Raw genomic sequence first — 14638 nt, forward strand, 5'->3', positions numbered from 1 at the left:
GTGAGTGATTCCCCCTCGTACTTGTCCGAGCGTGTGCTCGAGCGGGTGGACAGGTCTCGCGCGAATCTGGCCTGGCTGTCCGGTGAACTCGCCCAGCGGCCTGATGGGCTCGGCCTGCAACTGTCGCGGGTGTGCGAGCTGGTCAATCTGGCGCTGGGGCAGGTGGAGGACCACGGGGACCTGGGGATGGCGTGGATCCTGCTCGAGCAGGCCAGGCAGCAGTTGGGGCACGCCGCGGTGATGGCGGCGAAAGGTGGCGTGAGACGCGGGACCAGGGCGAACGAGGCCGAGGTGAAGGAAGAGAAGTCCGCCATGGCGCACCTCGTGTGGTTCCTGCAGCGTGACCTCACGCCGTGGCCCGAGGATGTCTCGATGGTGGTCGACTTCGGGGACGAGTCGGGCGCGGTACCGGATTTCCGCCCGGACACGTCGTTCGAGCTCCTGCCGCTCCAGTTGCTCGCCCACACGGCCATGACGGTCAGCGCGGGAGAGGGCGCTCAGAGCGTGGGCGACCGGGTGATGGAGATGGCGTTCGGAGAGTACGTCGGCGCGATCATGAACGAGGCGATGGAACTGCTCGACGAATTCGGGGCCGACCAGTCCGGCGCCGAGGCTCAGGTGGAGACGGGATTCGAGGTGTCCCACCTCGTGTCAGGGGCGTTCACCCAGGCGTTGCAGGTGTTCGAGGGCCCGGCGGGGTTCCCCACGGAGGAGGACTGAGCGGTGTTGTCTCTGCGCGGGCGGCGTTGTCGTCGGCCTCGATCCGGTCCCACTCGTCACCGTCGATGATGCTCACGACCGACGCGGGGAAGAGGCTGTTCTCCTCGCGATCGATGTGCTCGCGGAGTTCGTGGACGAACTCCGCACCGAGGTGCCATTCACCGTCGATGATCCTGTCGATGAGGCCGTCAAGTGTGGTGTGCTCACCGCACAGTCGGTCGATGGTGCTGCCGTAGGCCTCCTCTTCGCGGCGCAGGGCGGCGAAGAGTCCGCGTTCCTCCGCACCGGTGTGTGGGTACAGGAGGTCGCGGGTCCGGACGGCGAGGTGGCGGGCGAGCGTGGTGTCTGAGGCCACGATCGCGCGTTGCATGTCGCCGGACAGGTCGATCAGTCGAACGTGTTCTTCGGCGAACCGTCCGATGATCGTGTTCTCGTGACATCCGCAGTACTGGCACATACTTCTCTCCTCTGTTGTGTTCTCAGGTCGCGGCGCGTCCGATGAGCGGAAATCGGGATCTGACCATCCCCGTGAACGCGATCAGCCAGGCAGCCACAGCTATCCACATCCAGGCCTGGCCTATCCAGGCGACGATGGGCAGGTCGTTGGCACGACCGAGGTACATCCCGGCCACGGCGTACATCCCCAGCGGGAAAACGATCGACCACCACGTGGGTTCGAAATGGAACGGCACCCCCTTGACCCGGTGCCGCCAGACACCGACCGCCATGAGCACGGGAATGAGCCATGTGGCGAAGCACCAGAACACCACCACGAGACCGGCGACAAGCCCCCGCACCGAATCGACCATGGGTGCGCCCGCCATCTCCACGATCCTCGCCCCTGCCACCACCGTGATGGCGACCGCGCCCATCGACACCCAGTACGGCGGATCGAGTTCCTCGGGATCGAGTGGATAGAGCATGAGACGCAACGAGACAAACACCGCGCAGGCCACGTAGAGGACGACGCCGACCGACCACGACAGCACGGCGAGGATCGCGAGGGAGTCGCGCGCGGACTCGAAATGCGGCTCCAATGTGGCCGAGGCGACGGACACCGACTGCGCGGCTACCACCCAGATGAACCACGTGCCGTTCGCCTCCGCGAGCACGGGCCGTTCCTCGCGGGACAGGACCGCGACCCAGGGCACCGTGTAGCCGAGGATCAGCCAGATCACCGTCGAGACGCCCAGCAATGCCGCTGAGAGCACGAACAGGCCGTGCCCGGCGAGGCCGGTCGCGAGCACATTCGCCCCGGCGACAAACGTGAAGAAGAGGAACGCCTTACGGGAATCGTGCAGGTCTGCGGCCACCGCCGTTCGGTACGCGACCAGCCTCCACAGGTTGAGCAGGACCAGCACCACGAACTCGACCGCGGTGAGGACGGTCAAGGTCACAAACACTGTGTGCCAGCCACGCTGCCCCGCCCCGATAGCGACGATGCCTGTCGCCATGACCAGCGCGAAGTAGCCCGGCGAGAGTTGCTCGGGAGTCGCGATGCGGCGGGGCAGCGATGTCCTAGCGTCGTGCGGCACGGCCCGATCCAGACCGGGCCCGACCGGCACCGACCTGACGACTCACGTCGCCCACGTCCTCACGCATCCACCCGCGACGGTACCGGCGGTTGCCGAACTGGGCGGAGGGCCGCGAGCGGTAGACGATGTACGGCCGCCAGAGGTAACCCACGGGCGCCGAGAACACGTGGACCAGACGGGTGAACGGCCAGATCGCGAACAGCAGGAACGCCACCACCGCGTGCGCCTTGAACGTCAGCGGGGCGTTGACCATCAGGGCGGGATCGGGCTGGAACCAGAAGATCCCCCGGAACCACACCGCCAGTTCCTCGCGGTAGTCGTAGTGGCTGAGAATGTTGCCGACCACGGTGTTGGCCATGCCGAGGAAGATGGTGGCGGCCAGGAAGAAGTACATCACCTTGTCGTTCACGGTCGTGGCCGAGAACACCGGCCCGACCGTGCGGCGGCGGTAGATGAGGATCGCCAGGCCCACGACCGTGGAGAAGCCGGCAATCGCGCCGGTGATCACGGCGATCCAGTGGTACATGTCGTTGGTGATGCCGACGAACTCGGTCCACGATTTGGGGATCACCAGGCCGATGATGTGGCCCCCCACGACGAACAGGATTCCGAAGTGAAACAACGGGCTGCCCCAGCGCAGCAGCCTCGACTCGTAGAGCTGGCTCGAGCGGGTGGTCCAGCCGAACTTGTCATAGCGGTAGCGCCACCAGTGGCCCACCACGAAAATCGCCAGGCACACATACGGCAGGACCACCCACAGGAAAACGTCGAGGATCGTCACGTCGACAGCGCTCGCACCGGTCATGGTCGGGCCCCGCTTTCCAGGTAGGACGAGGAGGTGAATGCTTCGAGGCCGACCTCTTCGTCGGGTGGCCCCTGGGCGACGAGTCGACGGACGGCGTCATGGTCGTCGCCGCCGATGTCGGGGAGCGTTGCGGTGACTGCCTCGAGGGCGCCCGCCCAGGCGGAACCGCGATCGGTCAGGGAGATTCGCAGTAATTCCAGACCCGGCCGGTGCAGGATGAGAAGTTCACGGCAACTCTCGAGATCGTGCTGCGCGCCGAACTCCAGCAGCACCCCCAGGTGGTCAGGGAGTTCGCCTTCCTCGAGCAGCGCCCCGGACCGCTTGTACGCGTCGATGAAGTCGACCAACGCGGTGCCGCGCTTACGGGTGTCCCCATATCGGAAGTAGGTCAGGTAGAGGCAGCAACGCCGGCGGAGGTCGAAGGTCTCCACGTACTCGGCCTGCAGTTCCGTCAGCGGCGTCTGCTCCAGGTGATCGATCAATCGGAGCAGTGGCCGGGCCACCGCTCCCCGCTCGTCGACCAGCGTCCGGATCAGCGGAAGACGCTCGAGAAGCTCGGCCTCCGGATAGTCGAGCAGCAATGACACCGCCTGGTACAGCGCGGGGTCGCCGGGTGCGCCGCGCCCCGCGGCCCGGCGCGAGCCCGGCGTGACCGCCTGCCGCACCCGCGAGAACAGATCCGTTCCGAAGCCGGTCCCGGCCAGAAATGTCGGACTCATCGGTTCAACCCTTCTTTCCCGGGAAAAGTCCGCCGGTACCGAGGCCGTCCCAGTTGAGTAGGTTGACTCGTCTGTCCTTATCCGCCGGGGACGCGATCGTGTCGGAGGTCTGACGCTGCTTGAGGGCGTGGAAATTCTCCACCGCGATCGGTAGGGCCTGGTCGCCCGAGCCTTCGCCGAACGGGCCGGATTCACCCATCATCCCGGGTCCGCCGTCGTAGTCGAGGCTGCACTCGGTCACCAGTTCCTCGAGTGAGTGCGCCTGCTCCTGGTGGGCGGTCGGGATGACGTAGCGCTCGTCGTAGTGGGCCAGCGCGAGGAGCCGGTACATGTCGTACACGTCCTCCTCGCTCATGCCCACGGCCTCGCAGAGTTCCGGTCGTGGTTCACGGCCGAGGTTGATGTCGCGCATGTAGGTCCGCATGGTGGCGAGGCGGTTGAGGACCACCTGGATGGTGTCCACGTCCCCGGCAGTGAACAGCTCAGCCAGGTATTCCATGGGGATGCGCATGGTGTCGATGGCGCCGAACAGCGTGTCGGCGTCCTCACCGTCGCCACCGTCCGCGGCCACCCGGTCCACGATCGGGCTCAGCGGCGGGATGTACCAGACCATCGGCATTGTGCGGTACTCCGGGTGCAGAGGCAGAGCCACCTCGAAACGAGAGATGAGCTGCCAGATCGGCGAGCGCTGTGCGCCCTCGATCCAGTCGTCCGGGATACCGGCCTCGCGGGCCGCCTCGATCACGTCGGGATCGTTGGGGTCGAGGAAGCACTCACGCTGAGCCGCCAGCAGGTCGTGTTCGTCCGGCGTGGATGCGGCCTCGAGAACCTTGTCGGCGTCGTACAAGATCAGGCCGATGTAGCGGAGTCGCCCGACGCACGTTTCCGAGCACACGGTGGGGATGCCCACCTCGATGCGGGGGAAGCAGAACGTACATTTTTCGGCTTTGCCGGTGCGGTGGTTGAAGTACACCTTCTTGTACGGGCAACCCGTGACGCACTGCCGCCACCCGCGGCACTTGTCCTGGTCCACCAGCACGATGCCGTCCTCCACGCGCTTGTACATCGCACCGGACGGGCACGAGGACACACAGGACGGGTTGAGGCAGTGCTCGCAGATCCGCGGCAGGTAAAACATGAAGGTTTCTTCGAACTCGGTTTTGATCTCCTCGCTGATTTTGCCGAGGATCGGATCGTCCTTCATGTGGGTGGGCGAACCACCGAGGTCGTCGTCCCAGTTGGCGGACCACGTGATTTTCATGGGCTCGCCACTGATGAGCGAGTACGGCCGGGCGACGGGTGTGTGCTCCTGCAGCGGCGAGGAGACCAGCATGTCGTAGTCGTAGGTCCACGGCTCGTAGTAGTCGTCGAGCGACGGCATGGTGGGGCTCGAGAAGATCTGCAGCAGCTTCTTCATGCGCCCGCCGGCCTTGAGCCGGAGCCGACCGTTACGCCCGAGCTCCCAGCCGCCCTGCCAGCGCTCCTGGTCCTCGTAGGTCCGAGGGTAGCCGAGGCCGGGCCGGGTCTCGACGTTGTTCCACCACATGTACTCGGTGCCGGATCGGTTGGTCCACGCCTGCTTACAGGTGACCGAACACGTGTGGCATCCGATGCACTTGTCCAGGTTCATCACCATGGACATCTGAGCCATGACGCGCATCAGTACTGCACCTCCTGCGAGCGACGGCGGATGACCGTCACCTCGTCGCGTTGGTTTCCGGTCGGACCGATGTAGTTCCACGCATAGTTGAAGTGCGCGTACCCACCGATCAGGTGACTGGGCTTGATGAGAATTCGGGTGGCGGAGTTGTGGATGCCACCGCGCTTCCCGGAGGCCTCCGCGATCGGCACGTCGACCGTCCGGTCCTGGGCGTGATGCATGTACACCGTGCCCGCCGGCATGCGGTGGGAGACCACGGCGCGGGCCACCACCACGCCGTTGCGGTTGACGGCCTCGATCCAGTCGTTGTCCACCACCCCGACGAGCTCGGCGTCCTCCTTGCTCATCCAGATGGTCGGACCGCCACGGGACAGGCTGAGCATGAGGAGGTTGTCCTGGTACTCCGAGTGGATGGACCACTTGTTGTGCGGGGTCAGGTAACGGACCGTCAGTTCGGCGCCACCGCCCGAACCCAGGCGGGGCTCGCCGTACAGCTCGCTCATGTTGAGGGGCGGCCGGTAGACGGGGAGTTGCTCGCCCACCTCCGCCATCCAGTCGTGGTCCATGAAGAACTGCATGCGGCCGGTGAGCGTGTGCCACGGCTTGAGCCGCTCGACGTTGATGACGAACGCGCTGTACCGACGGCCGCCGTGCTCGGACCCGGACCACTCCGGGGACGTGATGACGGGTTGGGGCCGGGATTGCGTGTCGGCAAAGGTGATGCGCTTGCCCTCCTCTCCCCGGGACAGGTCCGCGAGTTCGCGACCGGTCCGGGCTTCGAGTTGCTCGAAACCTTGCGTGGCCAGTCGACCGTTCGTTGTACCCGAGAGGGCGAGGATGGCCTCGCACATGCGGATGTCGGTGTCCAGGCGTGGCCGCCCCTTGCCGACCCCCTTCCGCGTCTCGCCGTTGGCCTTCAGCAGGACCCCGATCTCCTTGTCGGGCATGAGGTTGATCCCCTTGACCGGCATGCCGGCCTTCTCCGCGAGCGGGCCGAGGGAACCGAACTTCTCGCCGAGCAGGCGGTAGTCACGTTCGACAGCGACGATCTTCGGGAAGTTCTGTCCCGGCACCGGCTCACAGGAGCCGTCCTTCCAGTCCGAGACCGTGCCACCCGGGTTGGCCAGGGCGTCCGGGGTGTCGTGGGTGAGCGGGACCGCCACGACGTCGGTGCGCGTATCCAGGTGACCGTGGCTGTACTCCGACACCTTGTCGGCCAGGAGCCGGAAGATCTCGAAGTCGGTCTTGGTCTCCCATGGCGGGTTGATGGCGGCGTTGAACGAGTGCACGAACGGGTGCATGTCGGTGGAGGACAGATCGTGCTTCTCGTACCAGGTGGCCGCCGGGAAGACGAGGTCAGAGAACAGCGTGGTGGAGGTCATCCGGAAGTCGAGGGTGGTGAGCAGGTCGAGCTTGCCGTCCTGGGCGTCGTCCCGCCACACCATGTCGCGACCCCGGTGCCCCTCGGGGGCCTGGTCCGCGCGCAGGGAGGAGTCGGTGCCCAGCATGTGCTGGAGGAAGTACTCGTCACCCTTGGCCGAGGACCCAAGGAGGTTGGATCGCCACACCGTGAGGACCTTGGGGGCGTTGCCGGGCCCGTCCGGATCCTCTGCGGCGAAACGCATCGACCCGTCCTTGATCCGACCCACCACATGTTCGGCCGCCGACACCCCGGCCTCGGCGGCTTCCGCGCCCAGGTCGAGTGGGTTGGCGTCGAAGGTCGGGAACGACGGCATCCAGCCCAACCTCGCGGACATGGCCACGAGATCCGGCGTGCTCATCCCGGCGAAGCGCTTCTCGCCCGTGGGGGAGGCGAGCACGTCCGCACCGTAGGCGTCGTACTTCCACTGACCCGTGTGCAGGTAGAAGAAGGCGGTGGAGATCATCTGCCGCGGCGGCCGAGACCAGTCCAGGGCCATGGCCACCTGCTGAAAACCGGTGAGCGGCCGGACCTTCTCCTGGCCGACGTAGTGCGCCCAGCCGCCGCCGTTGACGCCCTGCGTACCGGTGAGAATGGTCAGCGCCAGGAACCCGCGATAGGTCAGGTCGGAGTGGAACCAGTGGTTGGTACCCGCACCCATGAGGATCATCGAGCGCCCACCCGACTCGAGCGCGTTGGCGGCGAACTCGCGGCCGATCCGTTCGGCCTGAACCGCCGGGACACCGGTGTGCTCCTCCTGCCATGCCGGGGTGTACGGCTTCGGGTCGTCGTAACCCGTCGGCCAATCCCCGGGAAGGCCCTCCCGGCCCACGCCGAACTGCGCCATCATCAGATCGAGGACAGTGGTGACGCGCAGGTCCTCGCCGTCGTGACCCTTCACCGTCCGGTAGGGCACCCCACGGGCGACGGTGCTGGCGTCGCCCGCTGTGGTGTCGAAACGCGGTAGCACCACCTCGGCGGTCCCCTCGCGCCCCTCAAGCAGTGACAGTGCAGGGTCCACCTCGCCCAGGTCGAGGTTCCAGTCGCCCTTGCCCTGCTCGCCGTAGCGGTGGCCGAGCGTGCCGTTGGGGACCACCAGACGGTCCGTCGCTGAGTCGAGCAGCACGGTCTTGTTGGCCGCGTTCTCTCCCGGGTCCGCGTCGAGGACGCCGGCCCCCAGCATGTCTGCGGTGACGAACTTGTGTGGAAGGACCGAACCGTCGTCACGCGTGCGTAGCGTGACCAGGAAGGGCAGGTCGGTGTACTTCTTGGCGTAGGTCTCGAACTGGGGCGTGCGCTTGCGCACGTAGAACTCATTGAGCACCACGTGCACCATCGACATGGCCAGTGCGCCGTCCGTGCCGGGGTGCGGGTGTAGCCACTCGTCGGCGAACTTGGTGTTGTCCGCGTAGTCGGGGGAGACCACCACGACCTTCTGGCCCTTGTAGCGGGCCTCGGTCATGAAGTGCGCGTCCGGCGTCCGCGTGACCGGGACGTTGGAACCCCACATGATCAGGTACGACGAGTTGAACCAGTCCGCAGACTCGGGCACGTCCGTCTGATCGCCGAACACCTGCGGGGATGCCACGGGCAGGTCCGCGTACCAGTCGTAGAAGGAGAGCATGGAGCCGCCGAACAGCTCGACGAAGCGCGAACCGGCACCGAACGACGCCATGGACATCGCCGGGATCGGGGAAAAGCCGGCCACGCGGTCGGGGCCGACGGTCTTGGCCGTGTACACGTGGGCGGCGGCCGCGATCTCCAGTGCCAGGTCCCACCGGCACCGGACCAGCCCGCCCTTGCCGCGGGCGCGCTTGTAGTAGGCGGCCTTGGTGGGGTCTTCGACGATCGACGCCCAGGCGTCGACCGGATCGTCGTGCTCGGCGCGGGCCGCGCGCCACAGTTCCAGCAGCCGTCCGCGGATGTACGGATATCGCACGCGCGTGGGGGAGTAGGTGTACCAGGAGAAGGCCGCGCCCCGGGGGCAGCCGCGGGGCTCGTAGCCCGGCATATCGTCGCCGATATCGGGGTAGTCGGTCTGCTGCGACTCCCAGGTGATGATCCCCTCCTTGACATACACCTTCCACGAGCACGAGCCCGTGCAGTTGACGCCGTGGGTGGAGCGGACCACCTTGTCGTGGCTCCAGCGGTCGCGGTAGAAGATGTCCGACTCACGGCCGCCCGCGTGGGTGACCGTCCGAAGATCCTCCGAGGCCTCGCCGCGCCGGAAGAAACGGCCGGCCTTGAGGAGCGCCTCGGAGGCGGGGCCGTCCATCCGGTCCGGTCCCTTGGGGACGCGTCGGTCGTCCGGGGACGGAGTACGGGGAGAGTCGATGCTGGTCATGCTGATGTCCTTTCCGTGGTGGCGGTCTCACTACGGTGGGCGCGGAGGAACCAGACCCACGTGAGGGCGGCGGTCACGATGGAGAGGATGAAGAGCAGGAGTAGTCCCGTGCGGTAGGTGCCGTCCTGCGTCCAGAAGTAACCGAGCAGCAACGGCGGGACGAACCCTCCGAGGCCGCCCACGGCACCGACGATGCCCGTGACGGAACCGACGGAGGAGGGGTCCACCAGCTTCGCCACCAGGGCGAAGACCGCGCCCGAGGAGACGCCGAGGGAGGCGGCCATGAACAGGAACACCGCGGTGCCCACCGGGTAAAAGCTGCCGTCCAGGCCCACCAGTGGCATCCGCTCAGTCGCGGCGGCGGCCATGAGTCCGGTGACGGTGAAGCTGACCACCAGCACCCACGCACCGTCGAAGCGGTCGGCGAGGACGCCGCCGAGGGGTCGGCTGGCCACGGCCACCACGACGAAGATCGCGGTGCGCAGCGCGGCGTCCTCAATGTCCAGCTCGTAGAAATTGTGCAGGTACGTGGGCAGGTACACGGAGAACGCCACGAATCCGCCAAAACCCATCGCGTAGAGCCAGGCGAGCTTGACGGTGACCGGGCGGGCGAGCGTCCTGGCAGCCTTGACCACCCAATTTCCCTCGGCGGGCGTCCAGGCCGGAGAGTTCCTCAGCAGCATTCGAGCAACCACCGCGTACACCGCAAGCAGGACTGCCACCAGGATGAACGGTGCCTGGTCGCCGAGTGCATCCCGGATCCGCAGGGTGGTGAAGGCCGCGACCGCGGTGCCGCCCATGCCGGCGCCGAAGATGCCGATCGCGGTACCCCGACGATGCGGCGGGAACCACGAGTTGACCATGGGGACACCCACGGCGAACGAGGTGCCGCCGATGCCGAGGAAGAATCCGCCGATGAGCAGTGCCACAAAGCTGCCGTCGACGAACCCGACGAACAGGGTCGGGAAGATCGTCAACAGCGCGATAATCGGGAACATCGTGCGGCCGCCCAGCCGGTCGGTGAGGGCGCCGACGGGGATACGACCGAGGGACCCGACGACGACGGGTAGCGCCACCACGAGTGACTGCTGAAACGAGGTGAGCCCCAGGTCTTCCTTATATGTCGCCCCGAGCGGGCCCATGAGTGCCCAGGCCCAGAAGGTCAGGAGGAATCCGCTGAAGCACAGGGCGAGCGCGGTATTGGCCGCCGTCGGGTCGAGCTCGGGCGTGGCGACGGGGCCGCGCGCGGAGGGATCGGATTCTGAGGACACCGTTGGTCCTTTCACGTCTGAGTCACACTGTGTCGAACTCGGGGCAGGAGGGATCGAGACCGCAGCCCGAGTGTGCGACAAATCTGCCGAGTCCGCCCGTCACTTCGGCAATGCGTCGGGGCATTGTTACCGGGCAAATACACGGCCGCGTGGAGATTTGCTCTGTTGCCCGCGGCCTAGACAAGCCAGTCGTTGGGCGCGAACAACTCCGCGTGGATCCGAGCTTCCGGGACCCCCGCGTCGAGTAGCGCGGGACGCACCGCCTGCAGGAATCCGGTGGAACCACAGAGGAACACATGCCCGCCTTCCGGCAGGTCGACCGTGGACAGGTCCATCAGGCCCGGGTGTACCGTGCCCGGCCCGGAAGCGGTGTCCGCACCGTCCTCGTACCAGGTGTGGACCTCGGCGTCGGCGAGCAACGAGGACTCACCGGCGACCTCGTCGGCCAGGACGTGCTGTCCGGGCGAGCGGTCGGCGTGCAGCACGAGCACGCGACGCTGGTCGGCATCCACGGCGAGCTGGGCGAGCATGCCGAGCATGGGAGTGATTCCGATGCCGGCCGAGCACAGGACCACCGGTGCGGCGTCGGTGCCCACCCCGGCCGGGTCCAGGACGAGATCGCCGAACGGGAGAGTGACCTGCAGAGTGGTGCCGACATCGGCCGTGGCGTGCAGCCAGCCGGAGACCTCTCCGGCAGGGCAGCCGCCGGCCGTGGGATCGACGCGCCGGACCGCGATCCTCCAGGTACCGTCGCCGGAGGCCGTGGACAGGGAGTACTGCCGCAGCTGGCGTGCACCGTCGGGCAGGACCACGCCGACCGAGGTGTACTGGCCGGCGCGGAAGTCGGGCAGGCGCTCGCCCTCGGGGCCGGCGAGGGTGAATACCGCAACCGAGTCGGTGACGTCCTCGCGGGCGATCACGGTGGCGGTGCGGAACACGTCGCCCGCGTCGACCCGCGCCTCGGCGTACAACTCCTTCTCGAAGTCGATCAGAACCGAGGCCATGATCCAGTAGACCTCGTCCCAGGCCGCCGCCACCTCAGGCGTGACGGCGTCCCCGAGAACATCGACTATCGCGGCGAAGAGATTGTCGTGGACGATCTGGTACTGATCCGGGGTGATGCCGAGGCTCGCGTGCTTGTGTCCGATGCGGGAGAGTAGGTCGACCGGGCTATTGCCGTCCACGAGCATGGCGGCGAAGGTCGCGATTGAGGCGGCCAGGGCGCGCTGCTGGGCACCCAGCTTCTGATTGCCGCGGTTGAAGGTGTCACGGATCAATTCGGGGTGGGCGCCGAACATCTTCTCGTAGAACAGCGGCGTGATCTGGTCGATGTGCGCGCCGATGACCGGCAGCGTCTCGCGGATGATCTCGACGTTGTGTGCGGAGAGCTCTTGGGGGTGCGCGAGGATCGACTCGAGGGAGGTCAGTGACGTGGTCATGGCAGCCTTTCCGAAGCGGCCCCTACGGGTGTGGAGGCGTTGGTTTCAAGCCTGCCAGAATGCCAACCCACCTCCTGCATCCCGAGCGTGTGAGTTCGAATACCTACTTGAACTGGATATTTGCCCACTACATACTTAGAGTCTAAAACTGCACGTCAAGGTTGGTCCGCAGTGCCCGGACCGGGCATCGCTGAATGGCTGCGATCGCTCGCGAGGCCAGTTCTTCCTCGGACTCCTCGTCGATCGTCGGGCGGATCACGGTGGTCTGGAAGTCTGGCTCGTCTGGAACGGTGAAGACCTCAGGGGCCAGTTCCGCGCACCGGCCGTAGCCCTCGCAGTCGTCGGTGACGTGGATATCCATTAGTCGCCTCCGGTGGGGGTGAATCTCGGCTCCAGGGTCAGGAGCAACTGTCGGGTGGGAGAGCGGACGATGTCGTCCACTGTGAGCGGATCAAGGGTGGCAAAGAACGCTTCGCGCGCACTGGCGAAGGCCTGGCGAAGTCGGCAGTTCCCGGCCAGCGGGCACGGCTGATCGCCCTCGCATTCCACGGCTTCGCCGGGCCCCTCGAGTGTCCGAAGCAGTGTCCCGACGGAATGGTGGAGGCCCTGATCTGTGATCCTCAGGCCGCCCCCGCGTCCGCGGCGGGAGACGATCACATCGAGTTCAACGAGGCGCGACACTATCTTGGCGACGTGGCTGGGTGAGGCGTTGACCGAGCTCGCGATGGCCCCCGCCGTCATCCGCTCGCCGTCCCGGTCGCCGACGGCGAGGAGCATCAGGGTGCGGAGTGCGAGATCCGAATGCCGTGAGATGTTCACGAAGCCATGATCGCATAAATGCGAATTGCGTTCACGCATTTGTTTAGCCAGCTAGGCCCCTGCGCTAGCGGAGACGCTCGCTGACCGCTCAGATCCAGTCCACCAATTCGATGGGTGAGTCATGCGTAGCGCCCTCCGGGACGACTGCGAGCGCGGGCGCACCGGCCAGGTCCGCCAGGTGCGCGGTGCGCACCCGGTCGGTGAGGATCCAGTCGCCGAAGCCGTCCGGTCGGGCGGGCAGGATGCGTGCACGTCCCGGGGCTGCGAGGCCTCCGAGCCCGGACGCCCGGCCCAATAAGGGGGTGCGCTCCCGGCCGGTCATGGCATCGATCAGCGCACGGCCGGTGGTGGCGGCAGCGGACACCGCCGCAAGCGGGTTCCCGGGCAGGCCCAGAAGTACACGCCCCCCGGGCAGGACGGCCACCAGCTGAGAGCCGCCGGGCCGAACGCGGACCCCGTCGAGGACGACCCGAGCGCCCACCCGCTGCAGGGCGGGCCGGAGGTGATCGGCGATCCCGCGGCCCGTGGCGCCCACCAGCACAAGGACTCCGCCGGCACCGACGTGGGCGACCGCTGCGTTCGAGCCGGTGAGCAGCGCCTCCACGGCGTCGGCGGTGTCGGGGCAGTGCACGGGCGGACCTATGTGCCCGAAGCCAGCGCGCCTGAGAACCCCGCCGAGTAGCGGGCCCACCGTGTCGCGGATCCGGCCCTGAGGCAGCGGCGATGCAGTGTCCGCGGGGAGCACCTCATCGCCGGTCGTCACCACGGCGGCGCGGACCGGCCCCCTGACCTGGATCTCGGTCAGTCCCGCGGAGAGCGCGGCGGACGCGAGTGCAGCATCGAGGACCGTGCCCGCCGGGGCCAGGGACTGCCCCAGGGCCCAGTCCTCACCGACAGGCCGGAGGTCGTTGACGCCCTCCGCGTCGGGATAGGCCGTGACCACCCCATCGCGCACGTCGACCAGCTCGTGACGCAGGACCCGGTCACAGCCGGAGGGGGCGAGCGCACCGGTGGCGACGGCCGCCGCAGCGCCCGGGGGAAGGGCCACCGGAGAATCGTCACCGGCCCGACGGGCGATCGACGTCAGACGCCACGGCCCCGGCCCGGCCACCGCATACCCGTCCATCGCGGAGACCGGCCCCCGCGGCATCGGATCCCGAGCGAGCAGCGGCGCCGCGAGGACCGAGCCCACCGCGTCGAGTGGCGCCCGTCCCTCCGCCGGCAGCGCGCGCAGCCCCGCCCGCAGGACCGAGCCGACGTGGGTCAGCGCCACCGGTCCGCGTCCGGCCAGGTCCTCCCAGGTGTCCACGTCCGCCGCGGCGGCGCCCACGGGGACGCGGACAGTCGTGGTGTCGTCGTCGTACAACGCACGGACCGGACGCTCGCCGACGCCGCCCGACTGCTCCAGGGTGTCCAGGCGTGCGGCGAGGGCGCGGCGGTCCCACGCGGCCAACAGGAACTGGTCGTGCCCGGCCGGGTCCACGGCGAGGGCAGCGGATATGGCGGGGGAGGCGCGCAGGGCGTCGACGAGGGAGGAGAGGGTGGCGGCGTCGAGATCGGGCAGGTCACACGCGACGACGACGACGAGGTCGACCGATGCCGGCAGGCCGGCCATCCCTGCCGCGATCCCGGCCACAGGTCCCGAGAAGGGCGGATCCTCGCGTGTGTCGCCACCCGGCCCGACCATGACCACCGGAGCGGCGATCTGCTCGGCGGCGCCCAGCACCGTCTCGACCATCGGCCGGCCCGCGACCGTCAGCTGTGCCTTGTCGGTTCCGTCGAGGCGGCTGGCGCGGCCGCCGGACAGGACTATCGCGGCGACGGTGTGCCGTGGGTCGGGGGTCGAGGGCATGGGTCCCATTGTGGCCTGACGCCGGCAGCTGGTTCGGTCCGCCGGCGCCGCGGA

12 protein-coding genes are annotated in these 14638 nt (G+C 67.6%); 1 reads left to right on the forward strand and 11 read right to left on the reverse strand.

What is annotated here, in order from left to right; translation table 11 throughout:
• Positions 1-720 carry a hypothetical protein gene (locus ON04_RS01645; protein WP_010539831.1) on the forward strand — a complete coding sequence of 240 codons (720 nt, stop codon included), beginning with the start codon at positions 1-3 and terminating at the stop codon, positions 718-720.
• On the opposite strand, the gene ON04_RS01650 is transcribed toward ON04_RS01645, so the two are convergent.
• The 11 genes from ON04_RS01650 to ON04_RS01700 all read right to left on the reverse strand — a co-directional run bounded on the left by ON04_RS01650 (position 662) and on the right by ON04_RS01700 (position 14584).
• Positions 662-1177 carry a hemerythrin domain-containing protein gene (locus ON04_RS01650; protein ID WP_010539832.1) on the reverse strand — a complete coding sequence of 172 codons (516 nt, stop codon included), beginning with the start codon at positions 1175-1177 and terminating at the stop codon, positions 662-664. The genes ON04_RS01645 and ON04_RS01650 overlap by 59 nt on opposite strands.
• A gap of 22 nt (positions 1178-1199) precedes the next feature.
• Positions 1200-2255, reverse strand: coding sequence for a tellurite resistance/C4-dicarboxylate transporter family protein (locus ON04_RS01655; protein ID WP_238529196.1), 1056 nt, complete (start codon positions 2253-2255; stop codon positions 1200-1202).
• A complete protein-coding gene (gene narI / locus ON04_RS01660; RefSeq protein WP_010539834.1) occupies positions 2239-3060 on the reverse strand; it encodes a respiratory nitrate reductase subunit gamma in 822 nt (273 codons plus the stop codon). Before narI ends, ON04_RS01655 begins: the two co-directional genes overlap by 17 nt.
• Complete coding sequence (gene narJ, locus ON04_RS01665) at positions 3057-3779, reverse strand: nitrate reductase molybdenum cofactor assembly chaperone (RefSeq protein ID WP_010539835.1); 723 nt, start codon at positions 3777-3779, stop codon at positions 3057-3059. Before narJ ends, narI begins: the two co-directional genes overlap by 4 nt.
• 4 nt (positions 3780-3783) lie before the next feature.
• A complete protein-coding gene (gene narH / locus ON04_RS01670) occupies positions 3784-5439 on the reverse strand; it encodes a nitrate reductase subunit beta (RefSeq protein ID WP_010539836.1) in 1656 nt (551 codons plus the stop codon).
• Positions 5439-9203 (reverse strand): nitrate reductase subunit alpha, encoded by a 3765-nt coding sequence (locus tag ON04_RS01675; RefSeq protein ID WP_010539837.1) that lies wholly within the window; start codon positions 9201-9203, stop codon positions 5439-5441. The genes narH and ON04_RS01675 overlap by 1 nt, the downstream gene beginning before the upstream one ends.
• Positions 9200-10474, reverse strand: a complete 1275-nt coding sequence (locus ON04_RS01680) for an MFS transporter (RefSeq protein WP_010539838.1) — start codon at positions 10472-10474, stop codon at positions 9200-9202. Before ON04_RS01680 ends, ON04_RS01675 begins: the two co-directional genes overlap by 4 nt.
• 176 nt (positions 10475-10650) lie before the next feature.
• The gene (locus ON04_RS01685) at positions 10651-11913 is read right to left on the reverse strand and encodes a globin domain-containing protein (protein ID WP_010539839.1); all 1263 of its coding nucleotides are present in this window, start codon (positions 11911-11913) and stop codon (positions 10651-10653) included.
• Positions 11914-12055: 142 nt separating this feature from the next.
• On the reverse strand, positions 12056-12274 hold the full coding sequence (locus ON04_RS01690; protein ID WP_010539840.1) for a ferredoxin: 219 nt from the start codon (positions 12272-12274) through the stop codon (positions 12056-12058).
• Positions 12274-12732 (reverse strand): RrF2 family transcriptional regulator, encoded by a 459-nt coding sequence (locus ON04_RS01695; RefSeq protein ID WP_010539841.1) that lies wholly within the window; start codon positions 12730-12732, stop codon positions 12274-12276. Before ON04_RS01695 ends, ON04_RS01690 begins: the two co-directional genes overlap by 1 nt.
• 88 nt (positions 12733-12820) lie before the next feature.
• Complete coding sequence (locus ON04_RS01700) at positions 12821-14584, reverse strand: NTP transferase domain-containing protein (RefSeq protein ID WP_010539842.1); 1764 nt, start codon at positions 14582-14584, stop codon at positions 12821-12823.
• Positions 14585-14638 lie beyond the last annotated feature (54 nt).

This window comes from Dietzia alimentaria 72 (assembly GCF_000226215.1).
Classification (GTDB): domain Bacteria; phylum Actinomycetota; class Actinomycetes; order Mycobacteriales; family Mycobacteriaceae; genus Dietzia; species Dietzia alimentaria.